Origin of the sequence: Microbacterium sp. (assembly GCF_048259935.1) — a bacterium.
Classification (GTDB): Bacteria; Actinomycetota; Actinomycetes; order Actinomycetales; family Microbacteriaceae; genus Microbacterium.
On record NZ_JBLXHF010000004.1, the window covers coordinates 53,775 to 79,830 of the forward strand.

Consider the following 26,056-nt stretch of genomic DNA (forward strand, 5'->3'; position numbering starts at 1 on the left):
TCGTCTCTCCTCTCAGAAGAACATGACGTCGATGACGTCGTTGTCGGCGGCGGCGGCCTCGAGCGCGATCCCGATGGGGTTCGTGTTCGCACCGATGGTGGCGACCTTGCCCGTGGCTGCCGCGACGACGATCGCACCAGCGGCGATCGCAGCGGACGCGACGAGCGCGTGGACGCCGGTGGGGCGCGGGTACACGGTGACCGGGTCACCGGACTTCGCATCGAACCCGGCGACGCCGATCACGTTGGCCGCGTCGAGCGTCGCCGGAGCCACAGTCTTCGCCCCGGAGGCGATGACGAGACGGCCGCCGGTGACATCGGCCGAAGCCGAGAACGTGACGGCGGTGCCGGGCGTGTGGCGGGGAATGTAGTCGCTCATCGAGCCACCTCCTCAGTCGGGAACGCCTGCGAGTACATGGCGTCCTCCGCGCTCGTGAGGGTGTCGGAGTGTCCGACTTCCTCGACGGGCACGGCGTTCTTCGGGAAGGACTCGAGCAGCGCCTTGATGCCGTCCTCGTCCTTGTCGAGCTGGGCGCGCCAGCCGTCCTTCGCGGAGGCCGCGATGCGACCGTCCTGCATCGCGGCTGCGATGATGCCGTCGCGGCGCTGGGCGTTGATCGCGTTCATCGCAGTCCGGCCCGCCGCGGCGTCGCTGACCAGCTGCTCGTGAGCAGCCTTGTCGACGATGATCGCGCCGTCCGGGAGGGTGGCGGCCGGAGCCGCCGGGGTCTCGGCCTGCTCCGCGAGAACCTCGTCGAGAGCGGCCATGACCGTCTCATCGGAGGCATCGGCATCGGTCACGCCGAGCCGATCGCGAACGCCAGCCATGAAGTCGTCGTGAGCCACGACGGTCTCCTTTCGGTTGGGGGTACCCGGCTCGGACGAGCTCGGGGTCTGTACGTCGGCGCGCGCGGCGGCACGGCGGCCGTCCTTCCGCGCGAACACCGACAGGTCGAATTTCGCCTTCGCGGACTCGGCGTCTCCGACGCCCTCGATCCGGTCAGCGAGCTTCTCAGCGACGGCCTCCTCAGCCGTCAGGAAGCGGTCCTTCTCCATCTCGGCGAGCCAGTGCTCGACGGTGTCGCCAGACTTCGCGGCGTACACGCTCGCGATGTTCCGATCGAAGGAGTTCTCGAGTTCGTCAGCGACGTCCCGCATGTCGGCCGCGTCGCCCAGGACGATCGCCCAGGCGTTGTGGATGTACAGCTGACTGTTCTGCATCATCACGAGCTCGTCCGCGGCCGCGGCGATGAACGACGCCGACGATGCGGCGATGCCCTCGACGATGGCTGTGACCTTCGCCGGATGCGAGCGCAGAGCGTTCATGATCGCGATGCCCTCGAACACCTCGCCGCCAGGCGAGTTGATCAGCAGTCGGATCTCGGTGACGTCGTCGGGCAGCTCGTCGAGAACGCGGGTGAACTCCTTCGCGGAGATACCCCACCACTCGCCCCAGCTGTCGATCGGGTCGTACAGGCGAAGCGTCGCGGTTGTGCCGCTGGTCTTCGCAGACGGCAGCTCGGCGCGGATCGGCGTGCGCTCGACGCTCGCGCGCCCAGCGGGTCGGAACGGGTTCATGCGGCCTCCTCGGGGGGCTGGGTGTCGGTGGCGGGCATGCGACTCACGTCCGGGCCGTCACCTTCGAGCCAGTCAGCGCCAGCCCGTCGAATGAGGTCCCGGACCTCCTCTTGCCGCAACGGCGGCTTGTCCGTCGCGAGATAGCCCTGCTGTGCCGCGCGAACAGCGGCTGTGGCGCGCTCAGATTCGGTGCGCCCGTCCTCGCCGTCGACCAGGAGCTCCTCGACCGGAAGACCGAACTTGTCGCGCACGTAGGCGCGCAGACCGGCATCCGGCTTGACCGCGCCACAATCGATGAGCGCCTTGATCGCCTCAGCGGTGATCTGCTGCTGCTCTCCGATCGCCGCCGGCACCAGGCGCGGCGCCGGTTCGTTCGGTCCCCAGTTCAGATCGACGAGATCCTCGATGACGTGCTGGTTGGTGATGTCGGCGATGTGCTGCGCGACAGCGTTCAGCGAGTCGGTGAAGAAGTTCGCGAACGTCGAGCCGAGCGCCCACGATCCCGTCTCCGTGCCGAGGTTCAGGAAGTGAGCAAGCACGGCGCGAGCGATCTGCTCGTCGTAGTACCGGATCGGCTTGTCGAGATCGGGAATCTTCCCCGTGACCCCGACGAACTGCATCGTCGATCCGTGCGCGAGCGCGACACCAGCGGCCTCACCGGCGCGGGCATCCTTCGCGATCTTCAGTAGCCGGGCGATCTCCTCGTCGAGCCACTTGACCGCTTCCTCGAACTCTGCTCCCTCCGGCGGCTCACCAGCGGTGAGCACCGGCAAGCCGAGGCCGTTTCGCTCGGCGGCGAGTGCCTGAATGCGAAGTACGCGGTCCTTCAGGATCCACATTTTGTAAGCGGAGCGGAGCAGGGACTCGCCGATCCAGTTCGCGCCCTCGCGCTCGTTCACGAACGCGACGAGCCTGTCTACGGGGATCTTCACGTTCGGCTTGCCGGCGATGCCGTACTGGCGGATGCCTTCGAGGCCGCCGTCCTTCGCGACGTCGATGTCCTCGATCGTCCGCGGCGGCCGCCAGGCGAGCTTCGACAGGCGCGTCGCGCCCGATGACTGGTCGTAGACCTGCTCGAAGAAGCTGTGACCGTAGACGAGTTCCAGGAGCGCCAGGCGCAGGAACTCCTTGAAGGAGAACCGGCCCTTCATCCGAAGCGGGGCGGACACGGGCTGGCCTTTGATCGGCAGTCCGAGATCGGCTGCGATGTGCTCCACGACCTCGGGGCGGCATCCCGTGCCGTCGATCGCCCACTCCGTGCGGATGATCGGCAGGGTCACGGCGCGCAGCACGGACTTCACCTGTGGGTCCTCGCGCCGCATCCTGTCGAACACATTGATCGAGTTCGGCCACTGCAGGTCGGGGTTGTCCTCGTGAGTCTCCGCGGTGAGCTTCCCCCACCCCATGATCCCGGTGTCCGCCTGGTATCCGATCTCAGCCAAGGCGGACCTCCTTCGTCAGAACCTCGCGCTGGCGAGATCGAATTCGTCGCGAGCGACGTCGCTGCGGGCGACTACTGCGGCCCTCGGCGGTGGTGGCATGCGCTTCTTCGGCGACGCCTCAGACTTGAGGACGCCCCACAGCGCCCACGTCACGGCCTGAGCCATCGACACGGGCTTGGTCGGGTCGGACTGTTCCCACGTCACGCCGGCGCGGCCGATGTTCCGGGTGGTAGCGAGTTCGAGCGAACGCGTCACCTCGTCCTGCGGACGGTGCGGGACTAGCCCGGCATTCACGTGCTCGATGAACAGGGTGTGCGCGGCGGCGATCTCGTCGAGGTTCATCGCGAGGTACTTGATGCCGGCCGCGTCGAGCGCGCCGATCACAGCGGCCGCGTTCTTCGCGTCGAGCACGACGAGCGCGTTGCCGTACTGCGCCTTCAGCTCCTTGAGCATCGGTGCAATCCAGCGCGTCTGCGCGGCCGTGTGGATGTGCTCGACGGCGATCGATTCGGTATCGACCCGCACCGCGGCGCCGATGGTGCCGTATCCCCCGCCGCGGCCGAGAGCCAGCGACAGGACTACGCCATCACCGGCCACGGCGGCATCCTCGTCGGCGTGGCGCTTCCAGACCTCGATGTCGAGGTCCGACAGCTTGACCGCCTCCGCCGCCTTGCGGCTCGGCCAGATCGACAGGCGCTGACGAGAGAACGCATCGGGGTTCGTCTGACCCATGCGGTCCCAGTCGTCCTGCACGGTCTTCCATGCGAGGCGGATACCGAGCCCGGGGTTACCTTCGCGCCACACCTGCGGGTCGCCGAGGTCGATCTTCGCCGCGGTGTCCGGGTCGTCGGATCCGACCGGCGTGTGCTCGATCCAGCCTGTGCGCTCGAAGCCGCCGATGCGGCCGCGGTCGCGAATACCCTCGAAGTACTCGCCGTCCTGGTCTTCCTTCGGCACGGTGCCGGTGAACAGCACCTGCTTGTTCGGGCTGGCATCCGTCGTCGGCAGCAGCGCCTCGAGGATCGTCAGCGGTGAGTGCTGCGCCTCGTCGACGATGAGCACGTCGAACGAGATACCGACGCCGGCGGACCCGGTGCGGGTGAAGAAGATCAGGCGGTTGCCGTTCTTCAGCTCGATCGCCCAATTGCCGTTTCCGGTCGAGATGCCGGTGACGCCCTGAGCGGTCTGCCGCCCACCGCCGACGAGCTCGGCGCGGAGGATCGGAGACGCGAGGATCGCACGACGCGCACGGCGGAATGCCTCGCGGGCCGTCGCGCCTTCGTGCGCGGTGTGCCCGATCAGCTTCGGTGCGCCGTCCTCGCGCGGCCACAGGAACAGGTGAGCAAGCTCGTACGGCAGCAGGATGTTGCCTTTGCCCTGCTGGCGAGACACCAGGATGCCGAACTCCGTCGCGGCCCATTGCCCTTCGGCATCGATCGAAGACGTCGCTTCGAGTGCGCCCTCCTGCCACGGGTCACAGCGGATGTTGGCGAGGTCGCAGATGTCGAGGACGTCGTCGATCAGCGTGTCGGTTCGGCTAAGAGGCAGCGCCCTTACTCTGGGCTCTTGCAGCCCGAGCAGCGCGGGCTTCGGCGAGTTGCTCGGCAAGGGTCAGCTCCTTCGGCGCGTCGGCCGCACCGCGAGTTGCCTCGACGGCCGACCGGAACTCCCGGGCGATCGGAGCGAGCCTCGTCGGGTCCTTCTCCGCGATCGTCGTGAACGCCGTCCGAAGGGTGTTGACGATCAGCGTCATGTCGTCCTGCTCGGCCCCGCTGTCGTCTGCGTCATCCTTCGGCGGTGTCGCCGGTGGCGCGGATGCCGCCGGCGAGCGCCGCGCGTTCCGGCGGCCCGCAGCGTGCGCGTCGCGGCATGCGGCGTCGATAGGTTCGCCGTTGCGCAGGTGCCGGCGGTAGGCCGACTCGGTGCCGCAGGGGGCCTTGGGCCGTCCCATTCACCCCACCCCCTTCAATTCCCCCACATTCGCGAATTGACACACGGAGAGAACCGCCAGGACCGCGCGGGAGGTGGGCAGTGGTCGGGCATGTCTGGATTTTCTGACGATCTGGGATCAGGGCCGGGCGTCAAGGCCATCGGAGAGGCCACGGAGGGCACGCTCGACGGCTTGCATGGCCTCGGCGGTATGGATCGTGATCACGCCTGGTGTGTCCTCAGACGCGCGCAGTGGAACGCTCACGGCACCCACCTCGCAAGGCTCTCCGTCATCTCCCACAGCGAGGAACACACGGAGCTTGATCGTCCCGGCGAGCATGGCCATCAGTCGGCGCTGCTCGTCGCAAGAGCCGGGAACGTCTCGGCCATGAGCTCGGCCCGCTCCTCGGTACTGAGGCCGGGGGCTTCGATGATCTCGTCGGCAATGAGGCCGCGGGCACCGTACGGGCTGCGAGGCGTGACGATGGCGACCGGCTCGACGCCCACGCTCTCGGCGTGCTCGGTGCCGGCAGCCTTGGTCGGAGCGAGGACGATGAAGCGACGACCCGGGTCAGGGGCGACATCCACGGTCTCGGCATCCCCGAGCACGTCGGCGAGGTCCTCCCAGCCGTGCATGGGCTCGCCCTCGGCGATGACGACGTCGACGCGATTGCTGGTGGCCATGATCGCTCCTCTGGTCGGGTGTTTGATCTGTATGGTGTGGATCATGAGCACGCCGCACGACATCGCGCACCAGTTCCGCACTCAGGCGCAGAAAGACGAAGAGAACGAGACTCTCGCCGCGCTTGTCCTCGTCATGTCGGACCAGGCCGAGGCGATGAAGGCGCAGGCGGCCGCAGCACGCCAGGCACAGCGCACCGCATGGTGGTTCTCGTTCCTGTCGGTGTTCGTCGCTGCAGGTTCTCTCGTCGTCGCGGTGCTCGCGCTCACGCTCGGCTAGGTCGCTGCCCAGATCTCGGCGACGGCGTTGTCGCTCTTCCGGGAGTTACAGGACTTGTGCATCGGGATGAGGATCTGACCGACGAGCCGGCCACCGTTCGCGAGCGCCTGGTCGTGATCAGCGGTGAATGACATCCGGTGAGTGTGTGGCAGGTCGGTGTCGATCTGTTCGCCGCATCCCCAGCCAGACGGTGAACCGTGGCCACAGGGCAGGTTCTCCGTCTTCGTGCGACGCTTCAGCGCGGCCTGCTGGCGACGGTAGGCGCGATGACCCTTCCCATCACGGATGCTGCGGCTGCCCATGCCCGACCTCCGCTCCCCTGAGCCGGTACGCTCGGCCTCACGTGGGTGCGCGTCGTGGCGCACCGTTGAAAGGAAAGACCCGATGACCTCGACAGCACCTGGCTGGTACCCGAACGGCGACCAGTGGGAGACCTACTGGGACGGCACGCAGTGGACCGACCAGCACCGACCTGTGCAGCCGGCAGGGATGCCAGCGCCGCCCGCGCCGCCGTCGACCGCGACCGCTGAGCCCTCAGGTGCGGCCGCGTACAGCGACGATGGTGCGCTGATGAAGTTCAAGTCCCACATCAACGGCAAGAACGCCGACGTCGAGATCTACCCCGATCGCGTCGAGTGGAAGATGGCGCGCGGCGTATCCGGCGGGAAGGTGACTGCCGGTGTGCTGACAGGTGGTCTGTCGATGCTTGCTACCGGAGTGCGGAACGGCAAGTCAGGGTCCGAGATGATCCCGATGAAGTCGATCACCGGCGTCTCGACGAAGCGCGACGGGATCATCAATACGATTGTGACCGTCACCTCTTCAAGCTCCGCGATCGGGTTTCGCGTCTCACACAAGGAAGCCGAGCAGATGCGTCAGCTGCTGAATCAGCTCATTCTCGGCTGATCCGCTCGGGCGGCGGCGTACGGCGAAAGATTGTGCCCCGCCGCCCATCACCGCTCGGGGATGCATCATGCGACCGTCTTCGGTTGCTCGCTCGGATACCGACCCGATCTGAGCGGGACTATCGGTGCGAGGTCATGGCAGCGCGTCGCTTGCAGAGGGATGTGAGCGTGTGGTGGCGGGGCGCCCACCCGAGAACGACGAAAGCCCCGCCGATCAGGGCGAGGCTTTCCGTCACTACAGGTGCAAGCACAGCTTAACACCGACTGGCGACACACCGGGGAACATCTTGTCCGCGTGTCAATCTCAGCGGTGCATCCTCGCGATCATCAAAGCCCCGAGCGCGGTGGGGATGAGCACGAGGAAGGGCGAGGTGTGCTCGACTATCGTGCTGATGGTGAGCAGCATGATCGACACGACGCAGAGGAACAAGATCGCCAGACGGCGATAGTCAGGCCTCCGACGCGCCAGTCGATGGCGTCGAGTCGTCGTCGTGTGCGTCACCATCGGTGTCACCTCGCTTCGTGCGCCGAACTTCGATCACGGCCCATTCAGTGCGGACGTTCTTACCAGGCTCCTTGGTGGTGGTCTCTTTCACCTTGAGCCAGAAGATATCGTTCTTGTGGATCGCGTCGCCGCGGTCGAGACCTTTGAGGAACTGTACATCCTCGATCGTAGCCGTGCGCGTTCCCTCACGGGTGGTCTTTACCCTCCACTTCGCGGTGTTGTCGAAGTCGATGGTACTGAGGACTGCTTCGGTCTCGAAGATACGCTCGTCCTCCGACGTCTCCTCTGCTTCCAGGATGGCAGTGAGGTAGTCCGTGCGAATCGCGACTGCGTCGGCGGGTGTCTCGAGGATCTCCTCAGTGGTGTCCTCCACCGAGGCATCGCGCACCTCGAGCTTGTCGGCGTCGGTGTTGAGCGGTGTCATGATCTTGCTCAGCGCCTGGCGTGTCGGGCGCTTCATCTGCTGAAGCTTGTCCCACGTCTCTCGGCGCACCTCACTCACCGAGTCGTCGGGCCACTTGACCTTCACGTCGCCATTCTCAAGGTGCTCGAAGTCCACGGGCTTCTGACCACGTAGGTTGCGGATGCCGGCTCCTATCGCCTGCGCCACGGCCTTTCCCGCCGCCGTACCGAATGACTTCGCAGCTGCGATCCCGGCGGCACCTCCGACAGTCAGGCCGGCCGCCCCGATCGGGTTGTCCTGCACCCACACAAGAGCCTCGAGGACGAACGACCCCTCCTTCGGGGCGCGGACACGAATGCGCGGCGCTGGTCCGTCGCCGAACTCACCGGCCTTGGCGAGCTCACCGGTGAACGCAACCAGCCCCTCGAGCACCTGTGCGAGATCAGACGCGCTGATGTCGTGGATGTTGTTGTCGTCGTCAGCGAACCGGAGCTGGACGACGCCGTCCTCGATCTCCTCGCGATCACGCGTGATGGCCACCATGTAGTCCCCTTCGATTCCGCAACCTCCCATCAACGTAGTGGATTGACGACTCACCCGACTCGCATCGCTACGTGGTGACCTCCGCTGCTGTCCCGAATCGTGAGTTCTGCTGGTTCCTCTGCATCTCCTTGGCAGCCGTGTCCACAGCCGACGAGTAGACGTACTTCAGGACCGATCCGCGCGGGCCCCGATGCTTGGCCGCGATGGGCAGGATCTCCCTCTCCACCCACCGCTGCACCTGACGCTGCGAAACCTTCGCCCGGTGCGCGGCCTGCTGGATCGTGAGCAGCCGATCGAACCACTCCCGGACCGGCTGCAGCTCGACCTCCTCGGTGTCGTCGTCCGGATAGACGAATGCGTCCGTGCGGCGCTCGACGCCCCACTTGTCGACGGCGTCCTGGACGGACCAAAACTCACGGATGCCGTCGATGAGCGGATGCCGGTCGAGGAACCCGATGGCCAGAACTCGGACGTGCTCGGCGTTGTTCACCAGGTCCGGGAGAGACTTCTCGAGCTGGTAGTCGGTGTGACGGTCCCAGTCACGCAGGGTGTGGCCGATGTCATTCATCGCGTCAGCGAGATCCGCGTCCACCGGTGCCGGCGGCTCGACCGATGCCGAACGCCCGCCCGGGGCCTTGTCCGTCGGAGTCGCCTTCATCGGATCAGCCAGCGACCGCAGACGGCCCATCAGATCATCCGAATCGCGGACGAGGGCGCGGAGGCGGCCGAAGCAGCGATCGCAGATCAGCGAGCCGTCACGACACTCCCGAGGTGCGCACCCATCACAGACCACCGGGCCGGTGTAGTTCTGATCACTGCGCGGGCAGGTCGCATAGTGCACGCCCCTCTGCAGGCATCCGCGGATGCACACGCGCTCAGGCATCAGCGACCTCGTCCCAGAGCGGCACGTCGCTTTCCCGGCCCGAAGGCAGCTCATCCAGCGCCTCGACCTCGACGAGGTGGAACCGGATGCCATGCGCGCCGCGCTCCGGGTCTTCCTTGTAGCGGTAGACGGGCTGGTTGTCGTCGAAGTGGCTCAGCTCACGGCTCCACCAGACCGGCTCACCCAACCCCGACGCGACAGCGTAGGCAGGATCCGTATAGTCCCACTCGATGTTCATCGCTCGAACGTCGTGCTCGGCCAGCGCTCGGGCGTCTCGCTGATCCGCTGTACCGAACACGACGATCGCGGTCGGCTCGTCGTCGTTCCCGATCATCTGTGTTCGCAGATGCCGGGGTCGGTAGACGGTTCCGTTCGGACGTGTGATCTTCTCAGACATCGTGTTCCTCCGGCCAGTTGCAGTTCAAGTGGTCATCGAGGGTGAAGCCGAACGGCACGACGTCGCGGCACTGCGGGCAGGTGCGCGAGGGCTCGCATCCGCACGCGCAGTCGACGAAGTCGTCGCCGTCTGAGGGTGCTTCGTGGATGCAGATGCTGTGATTCCCATTCCGGCACTCCGGGCACATCGGCCGTGGCGGATCCGTGCACGCGCAGTCGGCGATTTCGTCGGGGTCCTTGCTCACCGAGACGATCCCGGAGCCCTTGCAGTGCGTGCAGTCCTCACGGGGCTTAGAACGGAGTGTCATCACCGAAGCTCCCCCACTGCTCGCCCTGGGACGGTTCCGCCCACTGCTGCTCTGCCGGCTGCGCCGCCTGTCCCTTCGACGCGTCAGCCATCCGGGCGGCTCGGGTAACCTGCGCCGTCGCGTACCGCAAACTCGGGCCGATCTCGTCGACCTCGAGCTCGATGGCCGTGCGGTTGTTGCCCTCACGGTCCTGGTAGGAGCGCTGGCGGAGGCGGCCCTGCGCGATCACGCGCATGCCCTTCGACAGGCTCGCCGCGACATGCTCGGCGAACTCACGCCACACGCTGCATCGGAGGAACAGCGCCTGCCCGTCCTTGTACTCCCCCGACGCCTTGTCGAAGCTGCGCGGCGTGCTCGCGATCGTGAAGTTCGCCACCGGCAGCCCGTTCTGCGTGTACCGCAACTCCGGATCCGCCGTCAGGTTCCCCACGACGGTGATGATCGTTTCCCCAGCCATCAGGCTGTCCTCCTCTGCTCTGCGAACCACCGTTCGCGCTCGACTGCGATCACGCGCCGCAGCTGCTCCGTCTTCTCTTCGAACTCCCGCTCTTCCTCGACCGCGGGAGGCACCTCCACCCGCTCACGGGCCAGACGAGTCCGGCGGCCGGCATGCGACTGCAGGGACGCGATATGCAGCTCGAACTGCTCATCAGCGACCATCCACCGGTCATCCCGCGAATCGACCAGCTCAGAAGATCTCGTCATCCCACACCCCCTCGTCGCTGACCTGCTCGTGATAAGTCGTCATGCGCTCCTCGTAGACCCGGCGCTGCATCCACTCGTCGCGGAGCAGGCGAGCATCCCGGCAAGGACCGCACTTCTGTCGCCCAGCACCGCCCGGCATGTGGTCGTCGCAGAACATCTGCGGGGCATCCAGCACGGCGGGGCGCTCGGGACGTTCGGGCTGCTCCTCGCGGTCGCGCTGCACCGCCGCCCACGCATCGGCCCGCGCCGCGTCCTCGGCCCGCACCTCCGCCCTCGCGCGCTCCCGCGCCCGCTCGCGCACCCCCCGCCCCATAGCCACGGATTCCATGGAAAGTTTCGGCGGCGGTTCCGGCGTGTGAATCGGGGTGTTCCGCAGGTCCGTCTTCAGCGGGTACAGCAGCAGGATCCACTCCTCGCCCTCCGCGTGAAACGTCGTCAGCCATCCGGCATCCATCAGCATCACCAGATGCTCGAGGATCGTGTCCGGCGTCGACGGCGGTTGCATCCGCCGTGCGATCCCCGTCGGGTCCATCAGCCCCCGGCCGAGCGGGTCCAGATGCAGCCACAGCCACATCGCGGTCGGTTTCGCGGCGTCCGGCACGGGCACCAGCGAGACGAGATCCTCGGCGCTGATCATCCGCTGCTTCGGCCTTCGGTTCATTGACACCTGTCTCGTTTCCTCTCGCGAAGCCCTCGATGCATCTGTCGAGAGCGAAGTTCAGATCGTGCTCGGCGACGGTGAAGCACTCCGTGAAGCCCTTCCCGCCCGAGCCGAGTACCGGTTCGGAGTCCTCCCAGCACGCGAACGCACGAGGGAACCAGCGGCGCAGGACGCGCAGCGCCTCGCGCTCCCAGCTGGCATCCGTGCCGCGCTGGCAGACGATGATCTGCGCGCCGAGTTCGGCCCACTTCGCGACGCGGGACCACTTCCACGCCCGGCCGACCTTGAGCGTCTGGGACTCCGGGAACCAGACGACGTACGTCATCGCGAAGGTCGGGAGGCTCATGCGATCGCCCCCTCGATGCGCGCAATCGTCTCGTCGTCGAGTCGACGGAGACCGAGGGCACCCTTGTACGGGATCGGCTCGACGAGCGGGCGCGGGTTTGCGAGCACGAGGTGCCATCCCTCGGCATCTGCCCACTCAGAGCAGCGGTCGTGCGCTTCGATCCACTGCTCGCAGGTGTCGGCGAGATGAGCGTCCGTCAGGTCGACGACGCCGATGATAACGCCGCGCTGCGTCTGCCACGGGGCATCGAACGGATCGGAGCCGTCGTCCTTCATCGCGTCGAGCACGGCCTCCCACGAGTCGTTATCCGTGACCAGGTCATCCCACTGCTGTGCCGCGTGGATGAGCACTGGGCCACGGTAGGAACCTGCGACGTTCCGCACTCGGTTCTCGACGTCCTTCCCGCCGTGGATTATCGCCCATGCCCACGGCTGGCGAACGGTGAGGATCCTCATGACGCACCGCCGATCTGCGAGAGCACACGCTCGAGGGGCGCCCAGCCGAGGTGAACCATCGCGCGGACGGTGTTCGTCGCCTCCTTGAGGTACTCCTCGCGGGCAGCCGGGCCGAGCTCGTCCCACGTCGGGCGCGCGGAGCCGTCAGCTGCGACCGTGCCGTGGTGCAGCGCGTCGTAGCGCTGGGAGAGCATCGCCAGCTGTTCGATCACCTCGCCGCATCCGCACTCGTCAGCCACCGATGGGAGCGGTGCGCCAGCGACGGCGGCATCCATCTCGGCGTCGTTCGCGTCACCGATCGGGCGGTAGCAGTTCTCGCACGTCCGCTTCACGCGGATCGTGCGCTTCTTGCCCTCGACCTTGTCGAGAGTCCATGGCCGGTCGGTCATCGTGCCCCTGCTTTCATCTCGGCGCGCACACCTGCACGCCAGTCCTTGTGCACCTCGGATGTCTTCGAGCAGAGGCCGAACTTGTCGAGCTGCCCGGTCCGCTGACCGCACAGACGGCAGGTCGGCCAGGCGGAGAACGTGCCGTCGAGGTCGTCCATCACCGCGCGAGTGACGTCACGGTTCGGGGTCCACTGCTGTTCGTTCTCGTCAGCCACGCGAGATCACCGCCAGACGCCACTTCATCCAGTCCTGCCCGTACACGGCGCAGCCCATCTCCATCGCGACAGCGGCGGAGATCATGACCCGGCGGACGCCATCGAGACGGAACCAGGCGAACTCGTGAGGGAAGAACACCGGCACCCGCTCAGGGCTGGCAACCCACTTGCGGACCTTCCACCCGTTCGCGAGGGCCTTCGTCTGCAGCTCCCGCTCGCACGCCTCGTTGCAGACCATGCAGAGCGTGAGACCGTCGACGGCGGTCGGGACGTTGCGGGAACCGCCCATGCCGACCGCGCGCCGGTGCTGGAACGTCAGCTCGAGCGCACCGCACATCACGCAGCGGCGGCCATCACGGCCGTACACGGCATCGCGGATCTCCCGCGTCGGGGCCGTCATGCTGCCACCGCCAGGAGGAACTCAGCGACCGCGTGCCCGAGGTCGCGCGCGGCGGGCGGGGTGACCGCGTTCCCGGCCTGCTTGACCTTGTCGCGCTTCGAGCCGAGCAGCAAGTAGTCGCGGGCGAAGCCCATGCCCGCCTGGATCTCGTGAGGCTCGAGCATCCGGAACCCGGCGTCGTCGACGTCGAGGGAGATCGGCATGCTCGGCTCGATGAGCGACTGGTGGCCGCCCGTCGTCAGCGTGCGGATCGGCTCGGTGATCGGCGTGGACATCTCCGCGCCGCCCTCGTTGTTCCGCATGACCAGCGCGTGGTTCGTCGCTGTCGTCGCGGTCGGCAGAGGCTCGGCCACCGGTCGCGCCCGGTTGCTGAAGTTGTTCGTCATCACCAGTGCGTGATGGTTGCCCTCAGCGCTGACCGTGTCGATCGGGTGCGACGTCGGCTTCGCTACGCCATGGTTGCGCAGCGGGACCACAAGCCCCGTCTCGTTCCGGGTCGACTGCGTGCGCAGAGGATCGGCCACGGATGCCGCCGACTTCCCCTCGCGTCCCTCGACGGGGATCAGCAGCGACGCGTGCGTGCCACCCGCGACGATCGACGGCAGCTCGCGCGAGATCGGCTCCGAGCGGGACGCATCCGCGCCACTCACGTTGTTCACGATCAGCGGCGGGATCGCCAGGCCATGCTCTGCAGTGCCCGTCTGGATCGGCATCGGGTCACCGATCGGCGCGATCCGCAGGTAGTTCGATCCAGTGGTCACGCCGTCGTACGTGTTCCCGGCGGCCTTCGCGACGATCGGAGCCCAGTGACGTTCGATGCCGCGGCGGATCCGCTCACGCGTCTTCTCGGCCAGGGGCTTCGTGCGGTCGCCGATGCGCTGCGCGGGCAGCGACCAGTCGATGATCGACTCGGCGGCCAGCCAGCCCGGCTCGATGACGGTGAAGCACTCGGGGCAGCGATAGAGATACTGCGCGCGATACCGGCCCCACTGCTCGGCTTTCTTGAACGCCTGGACCGCCTGCACCTCGCCGTGCTCCTGGCAGACCGCCATCGGGCTCGTCCACTTCCGCACGTTCGGCCCGGGGCGGTCCTTCGTCGCGAGGTCCTCCCGCCACATCACGATGTACATCCGGTCGCGGGACTGCGGCGCCGGCAGGCCACCGATCTGCGCGTGCATGCTGTTCAGCCAGACGAACTGCATCCGGTAGCCGAGCGAGCGCATCGCCATCTGCCACGCCTCGAACTGGTCCCACCGGTACGCGTCGACGACGTTCTCGAGGATGATCGCCATGTACCGGTGGTGCTCGGCGAACCGTGGGATGTCCCACATCGTCGCCCGGGACCTGTTCGCGGCCTCGTCGGGCAGCGGGCGGGTGCCGTCGATCTCGAACAGCGCCTGATCCTGCTGACGCTGCCGCTTGATGCCCTTCGCTATCGAGTGGTTCGTGCACTCCGGCGATCCCCAGAGAACGTGGGTGCGCGGGAAGTACCGCGGGTCGACCTGCGAGATATCCGCCTGCGAGTGGTCGGTCTCCGGGTGATTCACCTGATGCGACTGGATCGCCAGCTCCCAGTGATTCGCCGCGATGACGACCTTGTACCCGGCCTCCACCAGTCCCGACGACGATCCCCCGGCGCCGCAGAACAGGTCCGTGACGGTGAGCCCGTTCCACGGCACCGTCGGGTGAACGTAGCCCTTCTCCTTCGAGACGGCGTGCCCTGCGGCGTACGCCTTCGCGAGCGACTGCTCGTACGAGGTATCGAGAGCGACAGCCGACGGGGTCATCGGGTCACCTCCGGTCGGACACTGCGAATCTTGTCGAACGGGACGCGGTCGACCCACGAGTAACCGGTCTCGACCGAGACCGTCTTCGCGTTGACCTTGCGGACCTGCCGCCACGAGGTCCCGTCGTGGATGAACTCGGCCCCGACTACGTCTTCTCGGGTGAAGCGCACACGCTGGGTCTCGGCGAGGCGCCGCTCGAGCGACTTCACCCGGTGCGTCCACTTGGCGATGCGCTCGTCGGCTTCACGGTGCGCCCGGTCTGCGCGCGAGTACGCGCCACGCACCGTTGCTGCCGCACGCTGACTTCCTGAACCGCCGAAGCCGGGAATGCCGCCGCCGATCTCACGGGCGGACGCCGACAGCTTCTCGGCTTCCGCCTTCGCCTGCTGTGCAGCCTCGAGGCGGTCGCGGGAGTAGGAAAGCTTTGCGCGCATCTCGTCCGCGTTCATCGGTGCTCGCCTCTCATGTTGGCGTTCAGGGAACGCAGGATGTCGATGTCGCGCCCGATGGCGCGGTCGTAGTCGCGGGCGTATTCGAGGTGCAGCCACGCCTCGTCGACGGCCTCCTGCGCGGCTTTCACCCGGTCGTCGGTCGCGCGAGACAGGTCGCGGCGTTCCGTCATTGGCATGCGCGGGTATTCGGTGAGGAGGTCGCGGGCGCCGATCGCGAGTGCGATCGTCAGCTCGCGCTCGGCCGTCTTGAGCTTCGTGCGCAGCTCGTTGAGCGCCTTCGGTGCGCGCGCCGTCACCTGCCGGGCGTACAGCAGCGCCCCGGCACACTGGACGGGCGACGGGAACATCGCGATCAGTTCGTCCTCGGAGAGCGCGGCGAGGTTCAGAGGGACGAGATCGATATCCGTGCCCGGTTCCTCGTCGACGACCTCTCCGGTGTCGAAGTTCACGCTCATCAGCGGCGTCCCTTCTTGCGGGCGGCCTTGCGGCGTGCGGCGCGGTTCGCCGGCGGCAGGTGGTCCTTCGGCGTCGGGCGCGTGGGTGCCGCGTCGGCGGCGGGCTCGGCGGGGAGGTCCCAGGCGCTCCCGGCGTCCTGCCACTCGGCCTCGATCTCGCGGCGGCGATCGCGCAGCTGCCGGTGCAGTGCCGTGCCCTTCGCATCGGGGGTAAAGATCCGCGCGGCGCGCGCCTCGCGCTCGATCGCGTCGAGCAGCTCCGGAGACTTCGCCTCGGCGATCTCCTTCGCCCAGTCGCGTGCCGGAGCGACGTCGACGGGCGCGGCATCCGCCGGCGTCACGCGGTCGTCGCCCTCGTCCTCGATCACGATGTCGCCGAGCAGATCGCGGAACGTCTGCCGGAACCCGACCATTCGGGCAGTGCGGCCGAAGTGACGCATCGGCGAACGGTCCCACTTCCCCGACCACTCCTCGGATGCCGCGGGGTACTGCTCAGCCCAGCGGATCGTGACCGCCGTCGGGATGCGGACGTCCTTGCGGTACACGGACACGCGCGCGAACTCCGGGCGCGGGTGGTCCTCGGTCGGCGACCACGCGACGGTCCACGTCTCGCCGTCGTTTGAGAACTCGACCGGGCCGGTGCCGTCCCACTGCCCGGAGGCATGGACGATGTGCTCGACCTCACCGATCGTCTTCTTCTCGACCAGCTCAGACATTCTCAATCTCCTGGAATCGCATCGACGGGGTGCGCGTGATGCGCGGGAAGTTCTTCTTGCCGACGGCCTCGATCGACGCGAGCTGCGCGCGCAGGTGCTGCACGTGGGCGTGCACGTCGGGGTCGGCGGCCGCCCATGCGTCCTCGTCGATCGACGTCTTCTCGGACACGGTGAGCTGGAACCCGCCAGACGCGCCCATGCCGACAGCGCCGAAGCGCTCGGCGTGCGGCATCTTCGCGACGGCCTTCTTGAGCGCGGCGTTCGCCTTCTTCTCGGCGGCGGCCGCGGCGTCGAGCGAACGCTTCAGCGGTGCCCACTTGTCGAGCGCGGCGCGCACGTCCTTCGGCAGGTCGACGTCGATTTCGGGGCATCCGGCGTCCCGCCACGCGAGGAACTGATCTGCGCGCATGACGAGGAAGTCGATCATCTCCTGGTCGCGGGGCACGTCGATCCAGGTTCCGCCGTCCGCGGGCGGCATGTCGTCCTCGTCGCGGACCTCGAATCCGTAGAGGGCGGAGACTGCGCCGAGCACGTGCATCTGCCACTGCATCTGCGCGAGGTGGTCGGCGGGGATTCCCTCGTCGTCCCATCCGTGCTCGTGGGACTTGACCTCGACGGCGACGAGCGTCGCGTCGCTGTTGCGACCGATGCCGTCCGGGGTCGCCCGGTGCAGGTCGTTGTCGGCGGCGGCCCACAGTGCACTGTTCGGGGTGACCTCGTGCAGCTGCTCGGCGGCCTCGTCGAGCAGCGCGTCCTCACGTGCGTGCCCGGCCTTCGTGGCCTTGTTGCCGCGGAACGTAGATCCGTTCATCATCTGCTCGAGCTCGCGACGCCAGGTCTTGATGCCGCCGCGCGCGATCGTCCACACGCGGGATGCGGTGACTCCCTCGCCACGCTCGAGCATCCACACCTCGCGGGGAGCGTCCTCCGGGACGACGACGCGTGCCATCGTGATCTGCGTGGTCATGCGAAGTCCTTTACGGGGATCAGGTCGAAGCTCTTGGAGTCGTTCGGGATGACGCGATAGCGACCGTCTTCGAGAGGTTCGCCGGCGGCGATGTGTGCGTGGATCTCGCAGTCGAACAGGTCGCCGGTGAGACGTTCGGTCAGCGGGTGCTGCAGCATGAAGGCGTCGCCGTCCGCCTGGACGATGTGGTCCGGTCCCCCGGTGAGGTCGATCAGTGCGGCGATCGCGACCGCGGCCGCGTCATCGGCGATCGCGACGCGCTCCGGTGCGGCGAGGTAGCGGCGGTTCGGGGTCATCTTCTTCTTGATGCCCTCCGCGACGAGCGCGGTCAGGACCTCGACAGAGCGGCTCACGACTCGTCGTCCTTGCCGTTGAAGGTGACGTTGATGCCCTCGTCCTTCATGCGACGGAGGGTGTCGGCGAGAGGGTTGCCGAGGCCGAAGTCGAACTCGAGCGTTCCGTCGCCGGTGCGCTCGGCGCGCACGCGGGACATGACCTCGGACACGACCTCGACGTCGTCGGCGTCCTGGATCGGCTCGATGAAGAGGACGCCGGCGACCGGGGTGACCTCGCCGCCCGCGGTGTAGTCGATCTGCTTCTTCGCGGTGTCGATCACCATCACGACCAGGTGGCGGCGCTCGGGATGCTGGACGAGCTGCGCGTGCAGCCGCTCCATCCCGTTCGCGTCGAACTCTTTCGGCAGCGCGGCCGACAGCTTCACGGTCATAGTTAGTCCTTCCCGGGGATGGTGAATGCGGCGACGAAGATCGCCAGGCAGATGAGGACGGCGAGGTCGCCGCCGTTGATCACGGGTGCCGCGGCGGCGATGCCGCAGGGGATTGCGAGGAGGATCGCGGTCGCCACGAGCACGAACCGCCAGGGGGCGAGCGGCCAGGCGCGGCGGAGCATGCGGCGCATCACGCGACCTCCGCCCGGCAGTCGTCGTGCGTTGCGACGTACTCGTCCCACTCGTCGCGGTCGTCGCCCTCGTACATCTCGCCGCGCGCACCGCACGGGCACGCCATGCCGGCGACCACTCGCGGTTCCGGGTCGAGCCCGGGAACGCCGACGAGGCGGATGTGCGTGGACGCGGACACCGGAGTGATGTCGACGACCTCGACGGGCTCGAGCGCGAACACCTGACCGTCGATCTCGTCGGCCGCTTCGACGGCCTCGGTGAGGTCGTCGAGCAGGCGCCGCTTGCCTCCGAGCGTCGCGCGGCCTTCGCGCGTCTCGACGGCGAGGAATGTAGGGTGATCGGTGGTGAGCATCAGTACTGCTCTCCTTCTCTTCTGGTGGGGCGTCCGTTGCCGCGGGCGCCCTGCTTTTTCGTTTGTGGTGGTTCAGACGGTGGCGAGGTCGAGCGACCCGAGCCGGATGCGGAGACGTTCGAGTCCCCGGACGGTGACCCGCACCTGCGGCGGGTCGAGCACGAGATCCCCGGTGCGCGGGTGATGGTGCGACTGCGGCTTCTCGGTGAGATATCCGGAGTCGACGGCGGTCTGGCGTGCCTTCCACTTCCCCTGCGGGCCGCGGAAGATCCAGCCGAGATCGGCGAGCTGTGCGAACAGACGCTGGCGTCCGGTCTCGATGCCAGCGCGGGCGAGGATCTTCGCCGCATCCGCTACCTCGAAGTCGCCCTCGGCGGACGCGAGTTCGTCCCACGCCTCAGCACGCGGGGTCAGCGCCTCGATCTGCTGGTGCGCCTCACTGATCGCTGCGTTCGCCTCGATGACAGCGCGGGCGAGCAGCTGCTCGCGCGTCTCGGGAACGGCGTACGCACCCGTGCGGCGGATGGAGGGGATGACCTCGTGCGTGATCCACCAGCGGAACTGGCGCGCCTCGGCCTTGTCCGAGCGGATCACAACCTCGTACATCCCCGACTCGGAGACGATCGACACGCGGCGGCGCTGGCCGCCCGAGCTGATATCCGCCTGACGGACATCAGCCTCATCGAGACGCGCGGCAACGTTGGCGGCGTTCGCGATGTCGAGCACCCGGCAGATGTCGGACAGCACGAACCACGGCTCGCCATCGATCGCGAGCGTGCGCAGCTCGTCCTCGGCGTAGCGGAACACCTCGAGCGCGCTCATGACCGCACCTCGTGGAGGTCGAGTACCTCGCCGTTCAAGACGGAGGCGTAACGCTCTGCCGTCGGCTTGTCGTTCGTGCGGACAACGTGTTCACCGGCGGCGGACGTCGCGACGTAGCGTTCCGTCATGACACACCGCCGGAAGGTGCGCCCGGCGCTGCAACCGCCTGGGGAGCGGGAGCGCCGGACGCGTCCCCTACGATCGGGTCAGAGACCGCCGACGGGGGAACGTCAGCGGCACCGATCAAAGGGGAACCATGGAAACCGAAGTGCCCTCGAACAGCACCATCACGATCGACGGATTCACCATCCAGGCGCACGCCTCGGTGATCCTGCTGTGGAGCACAGTCATCACGCGAGCGATCCGGGCCGGCGAGCCCAGCTGGGTCCGCCTGCGGAACGCCGAAGGCATGCACGGTGTTCTCGTGACGCCGACGTCGACCGTTCTCACTCACATCTCGGTGGCCGACCTCCCCGAGCATGCGGCCGAGGACCTCAGCCGCGATACGTCCTACGGCAACCTCGCTACCTGGATCAAGCGCTACGTCGATGCGGACGACGCGGGAACCTGGAAGCTCGTGCGCACGCTCGGCCTGGAAGACGCCGTCGCGGCGGCTTCGGAGGACTGACTGGTACTCACGCCGAGTGAGGTTGATGGTGCTCATGAAGCCACCGCCTCGATGCATCGGTCGGCGCGGAGCGCATCCTGCTCGGCGAGCCTGGCCAGCGCCGCGGCTGCCAAGTCACCGAAGCGGCGCCACGCCGTGTCGGACGGCTCACCCACGCTCACCACCGTCGGCCTGATCACGACGCCACCGCGAGGACTGACCGGCTGTCACGGGCTGCGATGAGCAGCGTCACGACATCAGTGTCGAGCGCTGTCGCTATGGCGCTGAGATCGTCGAGAGACATCGCCGACGGGTTGTGCTTATGTAGGCGCCGAGCGAGCGTTCGCATCGGGATACCGCTCTCAGCCGCCAGCCATTCCTGCGTGCGGTTCTTCTCCTCGAGCGCCTTGCGGACGACTGCGGCCGCCTTCTCGCTCATACCTTGCGTTGCCATATGGCAATCATGAACTCTTCATTGCCAAATGGCAAGCTGACTGCCACAATTGGCAGATGCCCACCGGAACACAGCCGCTGCCTAGTCCTCTCAGCCAGCGTGTCGGCCAGCTGATAGTTGATGCGATCAACGGCCGCGGACTCGCCCAGAACCGCGTGGCCGAGGATGCCGGGATGTCCCCGTCGCAACTGTCGCGCGCACTCACCGGCAAGAAGGTCTTCACGCTGGACCAGCTCGACGCCGTGTGCTCGGTGGTCGGAATCGACCTCGTCGACGTGGTCTCCGCAGCCGACGCTGCGACCAGCGATCGGCCCCGCCCAAACGAGGGCGAGCTTATCCACGGCGAGTTCGGTGTCCGTGCCCCCGTACAGGATGAGCGACGGGTTGCGATGAAGAAGTCTCGCGATCCTGGTGAAGACGGAGGGGACTTCTAGTGGACTCGAAGCTGCTCAGGCTTTTCGACGCGCTCGACGCTCTCGGAGTCGACGTCGAGTACTGCGAGCTGCCCAGCGATCGAGACGGCGACTACGACCATGCGTCCCGACACATCCGCATCCAGCACGACCTGCCGTTCCGGAGGTATCGCAGCGCGATCGCTCACGAAACGGCACACGCCGTCTTCGGCGACGCCCCCTCACGATTCGGGCCGGTGAAGATGAAGCAGGAGCGTCGGGCCGATGAATGGGCCGCCCTGCAACTCATCGACCTCGAGGAGTATCGGCAGCAGGAACGCAGACACGACGGCCACGTCGAGGCGATGGCGATCGCGCTCGCTGTAACGGTCGAGCTCGTCGAGACGTTCCGGAACCTTCTGCTCCGTGTCGGAGACACGGTTTACGTCGGACCTCGTATGGGTGTCGGTGGGTACCTCGCGCGAGTCGAGGTCGCCTGATGGCGACGCCGCGGCGACGCCCGCAAGCCGCCACGGCTCCCCGCCGAGCTCTCGCTCTCATCCGCGTCTCGAAGGAGCGAGAGGGCATGACCTCGCCCGAGGTGCAACGGCACGCGATCGAGACCTTCTGCGCGAGCAACAACCTCGCGATAGTGGGGTACGTCGAGGGCATCGATGAGTCCGGATCCCGCGCAAAATCGGCCTGGTGGCCCCGCCTCGAGCAGTCGATCGACCGGATCGAGAACGATGACGCCGACGTCATCGTGGTCTGGAAGTTCTCGCGCACCGCGCGCAATCGTCTGCGCTGGGCAATCGCCCTTGACCGCGTGGACACCATCGGCGGCGTCATTCTGTCCGCGACTGAACCCATCGAGTCGGCGACAGCATCTGGCAAGTTCGCGCGAGGCCTCCTCGGCGAAGTCAACGCATACCAGGCCGACCTGATCGGCGAGACGTGGAAGGATGCTCACGCGCGCCGCGTTCGCGCCGGCCTCCCCGCGAACGGCAAGCCTCGATTCGGATACAAGTACTCTCGGGAGACCGGGTTTGTCCCTGACGAGATCACGGGACCTGTCCTTCAGGAGGCATATCGCCGCTACATCGGCGGCGAGTCGGTCTACTCCCTAGTCGCATGGCTCAACGATGGTCCGACCCGCCCTGTTCGCGGATATGGCGGTAACGGAGACGGGCTTTGGTCAGATCGCACGATCCGGCGCGTCATGGATTCTGGTTTCGCTGCCGGCTTCATCGGATCACAGGGAACATTGCATCCCGGTGCGCACGACCCTCTGATCACTGCGGCTGAGTGGGATGCCTACCTTGAGGCTCGGCTCCGTCGTCGCCACTACCGTCGCACCGAGCGATCCGAATATCTGCTCTCCGGGATGGTGTGGTGTCATTGCGGTTCCAAGATGCACGCTGGCCAATTTGGTCACGCCCGAACTCCGAAGTTCCGGTGCAAGGACGCCCACGAGAAGCGGACTCACACGGGCGGCTACGTCTCAGAGACGGTGCTCACCGAAGCGGTGCGATCGTGGCTCGTCGCGCGAGAGTCCCGACTGCGCGCAGAGGTGGAGCGCGGTATCCGCGAGCAGCCCGCCCGGGTCGCGGTCGACCCGCGGCCCGCCCTCGAAACACGACTCGCTCAGATCGAACGAAAGCAAGACCAGCTGATCGAGGACAGGCATGACATTCCCCGAGCAAGCTTCGATCGCCTCAGTACCAAGTACGCCTCCGAACACTCCGCGGTGACGGCGGAGCTACGGGCTATCCGCGTCAGAACCAACGCACCGATCCGGGTTCTCCCGGTCCTCCTCGATCGTTGGGACGATCTCGCGATCGCCGAGAAGCGCGAGATGCTTCGTGCCGTGATCGGTCGTATCGTCGTGACCCCGCGACGCCCGATCTCTCACGTGGAGATTCACGGCCGCGACGACGGGTGAGATCAGGAACCATTCACCAGTGTGACGAGGACCCATCCTGGAACGTCGCCGGCCTCGTCTTCGATGAAGGCCCGTACGTGTGATCGGAACCTGTTGATACGCGCTTTGATCATGACGAAGAGTATGGTGCGTGAACGCAATCGGCCGCAGAAGTTATCCACAGCGCCCTCGCGCCGGGCCCGGACCGCTCAGCCGAGCCCAAGCCGCAAGATGAACATTCCAGGAAAAACAGCGAAAAGAACTGACAACGGCAGGATCAAGAACACCAACGGGAGCATCATCAGGATTTCTCTGCGACCGGCCTGCTCGATCAGCACCCGCTTGGTATCCTCGCGCGCATCGGCCGCCTGCGCGTGCAGCACTGCGGCGAGCGGTGCACCGTGCTCGAGCGCCGCGGTCACCTGATCGACGGCACGAGACAGGCCTGGCTGACGCAGGCGTGTTGCCATCTCGCCGAGTGCGTCGGCCAAGGGTGAACCGGTGCCCACGGCGAGCACCACCTGCCGAAGCTCTTGGGTGAGCTCGCCGGAACCGATCGCGGCGACGCGTCGAAGGGCATCGAAGAATCCTTCCCCCGCCGACAGGCACAGCGCAAGGAACTCGAGGGTCGTCGGCAACTCATCGCTGAGCCGCGCCAATCGTGATCTGACGCGGGAGGTGAGCACCATATCGACGCCGATCGCGCCGCCGACGCCGAGGATCACTGGAAGCACAGCCGCCGGCGGCGTCATCCGGCCCGCCACCGCGAGGACGATGACCAGAAGGCTTCCCAGGACGAAGCCGCCGACCGCCCAGCCGAGCTGCCGCGCCCGGAACGCACTGGGAGTCTCATCTGAGCCGGACTGCGCAAGCTTCAGCGCGAGCGCCTCGCTGTCGCCCACGCCGCGAAGCAACCGCGTTCGAAGTCGGTGCCATCCTGACGCGGTGTCGACGGGAAGGATGCCGGCGACCGGAAGGGCTCCCGGCGGCAATGACACATCGTCGACGGCATCGCGCACATAGGGCGCGATGCGGGTCATGAGCGACGCCGCGCGCCATCGCGGCAACGCCGCGAGAACACAGATGAGGCCAGCGCCGAGCAGACCGCCCAACAGCACCGCCATCGAAGCATCCGTCACGAGGTTCACGCGAACCACCGCCGCGGCTCTGGCAGTCTTCCGATTCGCACCATGATGCGGAATGCGATCACTGAGACGACTGCGCCGCCGACGATCACCATCACGCCTTCCGCACTCGCGTAGGCCTGCGCGCCTTCGGGGCGCAGAGCGAGCAGCGCGAGGATCACCCATGGCGCGACGACGCCCAGCACCGCCGCCCCGCGAATCCACGACTGCTTGGCCTCGACCTCGCCGCGCAGCGCGGCGTCCGCACGCACAGATGAAGACAGCGCACGAAGTACACCGGTCAGTTCAGTGCCACCAACCTGGCGCGCCATCTTCAATGCCTCGATGATGCGGTCGGCAGTCGGATCGGCCAGGGTCATCTTGAGCCGGTCGATGCTGCTCTCGAAGCGGCCAGTGGCACGCAGATCTCTGGAGAACACCGCGAACGCGGGTCGCACGGCCGTCGGCGCCGACTCGGAGAGGCTCGCGACCGCATCGGGCAGCGAGAGACCGACTCTGATCGCTGCGACCAGCAGATCGCAGACGTCCGGCCACATCTGACGGCGTGCTCTCAGCAGTCGAAGCCTGCGTGATCGGAGAAATGCGATCGGCGCAGCGCCTCCGGCGATCGCCGCCAGCGCTGCGAGCACGGGGATTCCGGTGACGAGCCATACGACCGCGCCCGCGACAAGCGCAAGCGTCACGACGACCGCGATCATTCGATGGGGCTCGACAGCCGCGAAGCCGGCCTCATCCATAAGCCGTGTGAGCCAATCATCACGACGCCGGGAAGTCTTCTGCTCGGAGGTGCGAGGCCACAGCCACGGCGACGTGCTCAGCAGCAGCCCGGCTGCGAGGAGTGCTCCCAGAAGCAGCGTCATGCCCTCGCCTCCGCGCGGTACACCGATCGGGTGATGATGCGCCCCTCGACGACCTCCCCGGTAGGCGCGATCACCTCGGCGACGTAACGCGCACCCACCGCGTCGCGAGCGCAGTGCACCACGAGCGACACCGATGCGGCGAGCGCAGGCGCGATGAAGGCGCGATCGATGTTGCGCCCCGCGAGCAGCGGCAGGATCGAGAGCTTCTCAAGTGCTTCCACAGCAGAGTTCGCATGCACAGTTCCCGCGCCGGGCACACCCGTGTTCAGCGCGAGCACGAGATCCAGCGCCTCCGCATCGCGGACCTCCCCCACTACCAGTCGATCGGGTCGCATGCGCAGTGCTTCTTTGACCAGACGGCGCAGGGTGATCTCCCCTGTCCCCTCCAGGCTCGCCTGACGGCCCTGCAGCGCCACGAGGTCCGGGCCATCGACGGCGAGTTCGAACGTCTCCTCGACCGTGATGATCCGCTGTGCATCGGCGCACGAAGCGAGCAATGCGCCGAGAAGGGTCGTCTTGCCTGCGTGAGTAGCCCCCGACACGATGACGCTGAGCCCGTCCCGCATCGCACGACGCAGCATCTGTGCGACTTCGCCCGGCATCGACCCCAGCTCCACCAGGGACTCCAGCGTGCGGTAGCCAGGGAGGAACTTCCTGATGTTCACAGCCCAAGAGCCGCGGACGACATCCGCGATCGCAACATGCAGGCGGGAGCCATCGGGGAGGGATGCATCGACGAAAGGCTGACTGATATCCACGCGGCGCCCGGTGGACTGCAGCATCCGCTCTACCAGGTCGCGCACCATCGCGTCTGTCAGTGCGAGCGGGAGCCGCTCCGAAACTCCCCCGCGCGCAATGAACACCCGATCCGATCCGTTCAGCCAGATCTCTTCGATGCTCGGATCATCCAAAAGGGGCTGCAGCGGTCCGAAGCCGCTGATCGACGCCAGCACGTCGCGCACGCAGGCGGACTCGTCATCGATGGTCGCATCCCCACGTGAAAGCGCAAGGTCGTTGTGCCGGCGCACCTCTGCCTGAGTGATCCGTCGTGCTTCATCGGGTGCGAGCGAGGGATCGGTCTGTTCGGCGCGCAGACGACGGCGAACGCGCTCGGCGACAACGAGGGACGGGTGGCTCACCCCGGCATCCTCGCAAAGATCGGCGGGTGGCCTCGAAAGTTATCC

The 26,056-nt window shown here is 67.0% G+C and carries 40 protein-coding genes; 6 read left to right on the forward strand and 34 right to left on the reverse strand.

Annotated features, from left to right (window positions below; translation table 11 throughout):
* Positions 1–12 precede the first annotated feature (12 nt).
* From ACN0RC_RS08085 to ACN0RC_RS08115, 7 genes are all read right to left on the reverse strand, one after another.
* Positions 13–378 carry a capsid cement protein gene (locus tag ACN0RC_RS08085; protein WP_417510581.1) on the reverse strand — a complete coding sequence of 122 codons (366 nt, stop codon included), beginning with the start codon at positions 376–378 and terminating at the stop codon, positions 13–15.
* Positions 375–1,577 carry a head maturation protease, ClpP-related gene (locus ACN0RC_RS08090; RefSeq protein WP_417510583.1) on the reverse strand — a complete coding sequence of 401 codons (1,203 nt, stop codon included), beginning with the start codon at positions 1,575–1,577 and terminating at the stop codon, positions 375–377. The genes ACN0RC_RS08085 and ACN0RC_RS08090 overlap by 4 nt, the downstream gene beginning before the upstream one ends.
* Positions 1,574–3,019 (reverse strand): phage portal protein family protein, encoded by a 1,446-nt coding sequence (locus ACN0RC_RS08095; protein ID WP_417510585.1) that lies wholly within the window; start codon positions 3,017–3,019, stop codon positions 1,574–1,576. Before ACN0RC_RS08095 ends, ACN0RC_RS08090 begins: the two co-directional genes overlap by 4 nt.
* 15 nt (positions 3,020–3,034) lie before the next feature.
* The gene (locus ACN0RC_RS08100) at positions 3,035–4,627 is read right to left on the reverse strand and encodes a hypothetical protein (protein WP_417510587.1); all 1,593 of its coding nucleotides are present in this window, start codon (positions 4,625–4,627) and stop codon (positions 3,035–3,037) included.
* Positions 4,557–4,970 (reverse strand): hypothetical protein, encoded by a 414-nt coding sequence (locus ACN0RC_RS08105; RefSeq protein WP_417510588.1) that lies wholly within the window; start codon positions 4,968–4,970, stop codon positions 4,557–4,559. Before ACN0RC_RS08105 ends, ACN0RC_RS08100 begins: the two co-directional genes overlap by 71 nt.
* 117 nt (positions 4,971–5,087) lie before the next feature.
* A complete protein-coding gene (locus ACN0RC_RS08110) occupies positions 5,088–5,213 on the reverse strand; it encodes a hypothetical protein (protein ID WP_417510589.1) in 126 nt (41 codons plus the stop codon).
* Between the two features lie 80 nt (positions 5,214–5,293).
* On the reverse strand, positions 5,294–5,632 hold the full coding sequence (locus ACN0RC_RS08115) for a hypothetical protein (RefSeq protein WP_417510590.1): 339 nt from the start codon (positions 5,630–5,632) through the stop codon (positions 5,294–5,296).
* A gap of 43 nt (positions 5,633–5,675) precedes the next feature.
* Between ACN0RC_RS08115 and ACN0RC_RS08120 the strand changes: the two genes are divergently transcribed.
* Positions 5,676–5,909 carry a hypothetical protein gene (locus tag ACN0RC_RS08120; protein ID WP_417510592.1) on the forward strand — a complete coding sequence of 78 codons (234 nt, stop codon included), beginning with the start codon at positions 5,676–5,678 and terminating at the stop codon, positions 5,907–5,909.
* On the opposite strand, the gene ACN0RC_RS08125 is transcribed toward ACN0RC_RS08120, so the two are convergent.
* Positions 5,906–6,043, reverse strand: a complete 138-nt coding sequence (locus ACN0RC_RS08125) for a hypothetical protein (RefSeq protein ID WP_417510594.1) — start codon at positions 6,041–6,043, stop codon at positions 5,906–5,908. The genes ACN0RC_RS08120 and ACN0RC_RS08125 overlap by 4 nt on opposite strands.
* A 250-nt stretch (positions 6,044–6,293) precedes the next feature.
* Here ACN0RC_RS08125 and ACN0RC_RS08130 point away from each other — a divergent pair, with 250 nt between their 5' ends.
* Positions 6,294–6,815: a DUF2510 domain-containing protein gene (locus ACN0RC_RS08130; protein WP_417510596.1), complete on the forward strand. Its 522-nt coding sequence runs from the start codon at positions 6,294–6,296 to the stop codon at positions 6,813–6,815.
* Between the two features lie 448 nt (positions 6,816–7,263).
* Here the strand turns inward: ACN0RC_RS08130 and ACN0RC_RS08135 are convergent, their stop codons facing one another.
* The 21 genes from ACN0RC_RS08135 to ACN0RC_RS08235 form a co-directional block, all read right to left on the reverse strand.
* The gene (locus ACN0RC_RS08135; RefSeq protein WP_417510598.1) at positions 7,264–8,265 is read right to left on the reverse strand and encodes a hypothetical protein; all 1,002 of its coding nucleotides are present in this window, start codon (positions 8,263–8,265) and stop codon (positions 7,264–7,266) included.
* A 67-nt stretch (positions 8,266–8,332) separates the two neighbouring features.
* Positions 8,333–8,953 (reverse strand): hypothetical protein, encoded by a 621-nt coding sequence (locus tag ACN0RC_RS08140; RefSeq protein ID WP_417510600.1) that lies wholly within the window; start codon positions 8,951–8,953, stop codon positions 8,333–8,335.
* 187 nt (positions 8,954–9,140) lie between these two features.
* Positions 9,141–9,545, reverse strand: coding sequence for a hypothetical protein (locus ACN0RC_RS08145; protein WP_417510602.1), 405 nt, complete (start codon positions 9,543–9,545; stop codon positions 9,141–9,143).
* Between the two features lie 290 nt (positions 9,546–9,835).
* Positions 9,836–10,309, reverse strand: coding sequence for a single-stranded DNA-binding protein (locus ACN0RC_RS08150; RefSeq protein ID WP_417510604.1), 474 nt, complete (start codon positions 10,307–10,309; stop codon positions 9,836–9,838).
* Complete coding sequence (locus tag ACN0RC_RS08155) at positions 10,309–10,557, reverse strand: hypothetical protein (RefSeq protein ID WP_417510606.1); 249 nt, start codon at positions 10,555–10,557, stop codon at positions 10,309–10,311. Before ACN0RC_RS08155 ends, ACN0RC_RS08150 begins: the two co-directional genes overlap by 1 nt.
* The gene (locus ACN0RC_RS08160; RefSeq protein ID WP_417510607.1) at positions 10,541–11,194 is read right to left on the reverse strand and encodes a hypothetical protein; all 654 of its coding nucleotides are present in this window, start codon (positions 11,192–11,194) and stop codon (positions 10,541–10,543) included. Before ACN0RC_RS08160 ends, ACN0RC_RS08155 begins: the two co-directional genes overlap by 17 nt.
* A gap of 366 nt (positions 11,195–11,560) precedes the next feature.
* A complete protein-coding gene (locus tag ACN0RC_RS08165; protein WP_417510609.1) occupies positions 11,561–12,019 on the reverse strand; it encodes an ASCH domain-containing protein in 459 nt (152 codons plus the stop codon).
* The gene (locus tag ACN0RC_RS08170) at positions 12,016–12,408 is read right to left on the reverse strand and encodes a hypothetical protein (protein WP_417510611.1); all 393 of its coding nucleotides are present in this window, start codon (positions 12,406–12,408) and stop codon (positions 12,016–12,018) included. The genes ACN0RC_RS08165 and ACN0RC_RS08170 overlap by 4 nt, the downstream gene beginning before the upstream one ends.
* Complete coding sequence (locus ACN0RC_RS08175; RefSeq protein ID WP_417510612.1) at positions 12,405–12,623, reverse strand: hypothetical protein; 219 nt, start codon at positions 12,621–12,623, stop codon at positions 12,405–12,407. The genes ACN0RC_RS08170 and ACN0RC_RS08175 overlap by 4 nt, the downstream gene beginning before the upstream one ends.
* Entirely contained in the window at positions 12,616–13,023 is a 408-nt protein-coding gene (locus ACN0RC_RS08180) for a hypothetical protein (RefSeq protein ID WP_417510614.1), read from the reverse strand. The genes ACN0RC_RS08175 and ACN0RC_RS08180 overlap by 8 nt, the downstream gene beginning before the upstream one ends.
* Positions 13,020–14,810 carry a DNA cytosine methyltransferase gene (locus ACN0RC_RS08185; protein ID WP_417510616.1) on the reverse strand — a complete coding sequence of 597 codons (1,791 nt, stop codon included), beginning with the start codon at positions 14,808–14,810 and terminating at the stop codon, positions 13,020–13,022. The genes ACN0RC_RS08180 and ACN0RC_RS08185 overlap by 4 nt, the downstream gene beginning before the upstream one ends.
* Positions 14,807–15,259, reverse strand: coding sequence for a hypothetical protein (locus ACN0RC_RS08190; RefSeq protein WP_417510618.1), 453 nt, complete (start codon positions 15,257–15,259; stop codon positions 14,807–14,809). The genes ACN0RC_RS08185 and ACN0RC_RS08190 overlap by 4 nt, the downstream gene beginning before the upstream one ends.
* Positions 15,256–15,711, reverse strand: coding sequence for a hypothetical protein (locus tag ACN0RC_RS08195; RefSeq protein ID WP_417510620.1), 456 nt, complete (start codon positions 15,709–15,711; stop codon positions 15,256–15,258). The genes ACN0RC_RS08190 and ACN0RC_RS08195 overlap by 4 nt, the downstream gene beginning before the upstream one ends.
* Before the next feature lie 5 nt (positions 15,712–15,716).
* Positions 15,717–16,433 (reverse strand): hypothetical protein, encoded by a 717-nt coding sequence (locus ACN0RC_RS08200; protein WP_417510621.1) that lies wholly within the window; start codon positions 16,431–16,433, stop codon positions 15,717–15,719.
* On the reverse strand, positions 16,426–17,400 hold the full coding sequence (locus ACN0RC_RS08205) for a YqaJ viral recombinase family protein (protein ID WP_417510623.1): 975 nt from the start codon (positions 17,398–17,400) through the stop codon (positions 16,426–16,428). Before ACN0RC_RS08205 ends, ACN0RC_RS08200 begins: the two co-directional genes overlap by 8 nt.
* The gene (locus ACN0RC_RS08210; protein WP_417510625.1) at positions 17,397–17,753 is read right to left on the reverse strand and encodes a DUF6085 family protein; all 357 of its coding nucleotides are present in this window, start codon (positions 17,751–17,753) and stop codon (positions 17,397–17,399) included. The genes ACN0RC_RS08205 and ACN0RC_RS08210 overlap by 4 nt, the downstream gene beginning before the upstream one ends.
* Positions 17,750–18,127, reverse strand: a complete 378-nt coding sequence (locus ACN0RC_RS08215) for a hypothetical protein (RefSeq protein ID WP_417510627.1) — start codon at positions 18,125–18,127, stop codon at positions 17,750–17,752. The genes ACN0RC_RS08210 and ACN0RC_RS08215 overlap by 4 nt, the downstream gene beginning before the upstream one ends.
* 2 nt (positions 18,128–18,129) lie before the next feature.
* Entirely contained in the window at positions 18,130–18,318 is a 189-nt protein-coding gene (locus tag ACN0RC_RS08220; RefSeq protein WP_417510629.1) for a hypothetical protein, read from the reverse strand.
* Positions 18,318–18,671, reverse strand: coding sequence for a hypothetical protein (locus ACN0RC_RS08225; RefSeq protein WP_417510631.1), 354 nt, complete (start codon positions 18,669–18,671; stop codon positions 18,318–18,320). Before ACN0RC_RS08225 ends, ACN0RC_RS08220 begins: the two co-directional genes overlap by 1 nt.
* A 72-nt stretch (positions 18,672–18,743) precedes the next feature.
* Positions 18,744–19,493: a phage antirepressor KilAC domain-containing protein gene (locus ACN0RC_RS08230; protein WP_417510632.1), complete on the reverse strand. Its 750-nt coding sequence runs from the start codon at positions 19,491–19,493 to the stop codon at positions 18,744–18,746.
* Positions 19,490–19,621: a hypothetical protein gene (locus tag ACN0RC_RS08235; RefSeq protein ID WP_417510634.1), complete on the reverse strand. Its 132-nt coding sequence runs from the start codon at positions 19,619–19,621 to the stop codon at positions 19,490–19,492. Before ACN0RC_RS08235 ends, ACN0RC_RS08230 begins: the two co-directional genes overlap by 4 nt.
* Positions 19,622–19,749: 128 nt before the next feature.
* Between ACN0RC_RS08235 and ACN0RC_RS08240 the strand changes: the two genes are divergently transcribed.
* On the forward strand, positions 19,750–20,121 hold the full coding sequence (locus tag ACN0RC_RS08240; RefSeq protein WP_417510636.1) for a hypothetical protein: 372 nt from the start codon (positions 19,750–19,752) through the stop codon (positions 20,119–20,121).
* Between the two features lie 32 nt (positions 20,122–20,153).
* Here ACN0RC_RS08240 and ACN0RC_RS08245 read toward each other — a convergent pair whose 3' ends face one another.
* Positions 20,154–20,276, reverse strand: a complete 123-nt coding sequence (locus ACN0RC_RS08245) for a hypothetical protein (RefSeq protein ID WP_417510637.1) — start codon at positions 20,274–20,276, stop codon at positions 20,154–20,156.
* Between the two features lie 20 nt (positions 20,277–20,296).
* Complete coding sequence (locus ACN0RC_RS08250; RefSeq protein WP_417510639.1) at positions 20,297–20,554, reverse strand: helix-turn-helix domain-containing protein; 258 nt, start codon at positions 20,552–20,554, stop codon at positions 20,297–20,299.
* Positions 20,555–20,610: 56 nt separating this feature from the next.
* Between ACN0RC_RS08250 and ACN0RC_RS08255 the strand changes: the two genes are divergently transcribed.
* The 3 genes from ACN0RC_RS08255 to ACN0RC_RS08265 are packed head-to-tail and all read left to right on the forward strand — an operon-like array spanning position 20,611 to position 22,888.
* The gene (locus ACN0RC_RS08255) at positions 20,611–20,988 is read left to right on the forward strand and encodes a helix-turn-helix domain-containing protein (protein ID WP_417510640.1); all 378 of its coding nucleotides are present in this window, start codon (positions 20,611–20,613) and stop codon (positions 20,986–20,988) included.
* The gene (locus tag ACN0RC_RS08260) at positions 20,988–21,446 is read left to right on the forward strand and encodes an ImmA/IrrE family metallo-endopeptidase (protein ID WP_417510642.1); all 459 of its coding nucleotides are present in this window, start codon (positions 20,988–20,990) and stop codon (positions 21,444–21,446) included. The genes ACN0RC_RS08255 and ACN0RC_RS08260 overlap by 1 nt, the downstream gene beginning before the upstream one ends.
* Complete coding sequence (locus ACN0RC_RS08265) at positions 21,446–22,888, forward strand: recombinase family protein (protein ID WP_417510644.1); 1,443 nt, start codon at positions 21,446–21,448, stop codon at positions 22,886–22,888. Before ACN0RC_RS08260 ends, ACN0RC_RS08265 begins: the two co-directional genes overlap by 1 nt.
* A 188-nt stretch (positions 22,889–23,076) precedes the next feature.
* On the opposite strand, the gene ACN0RC_RS08270 is transcribed toward ACN0RC_RS08265, so the two are convergent.
* From ACN0RC_RS08270 to ACN0RC_RS08280, 3 genes are read right to left on the reverse strand one after another with little or no spacing between them, the layout of a single operon-like run.
* Positions 23,077–24,015 carry a type II secretion system F family protein gene (locus tag ACN0RC_RS08270; protein WP_417510646.1) on the reverse strand — a complete coding sequence of 313 codons (939 nt, stop codon included), beginning with the start codon at positions 24,013–24,015 and terminating at the stop codon, positions 23,077–23,079.
* Positions 24,012–24,872 (reverse strand): type II secretion system F family protein, encoded by an 861-nt coding sequence (locus ACN0RC_RS08275; RefSeq protein ID WP_417510648.1) that lies wholly within the window; start codon positions 24,870–24,872, stop codon positions 24,012–24,014. Before ACN0RC_RS08275 ends, ACN0RC_RS08270 begins: the two co-directional genes overlap by 4 nt.
* Positions 24,869–26,011 (reverse strand): CpaF family protein, encoded by a 1,143-nt coding sequence (locus ACN0RC_RS08280; protein ID WP_417510650.1) that lies wholly within the window; start codon positions 26,009–26,011, stop codon positions 24,869–24,871. Before ACN0RC_RS08280 ends, ACN0RC_RS08275 begins: the two co-directional genes overlap by 4 nt.
* Between the last annotated feature and the right edge of the window lie 45 nt (positions 26,012–26,056).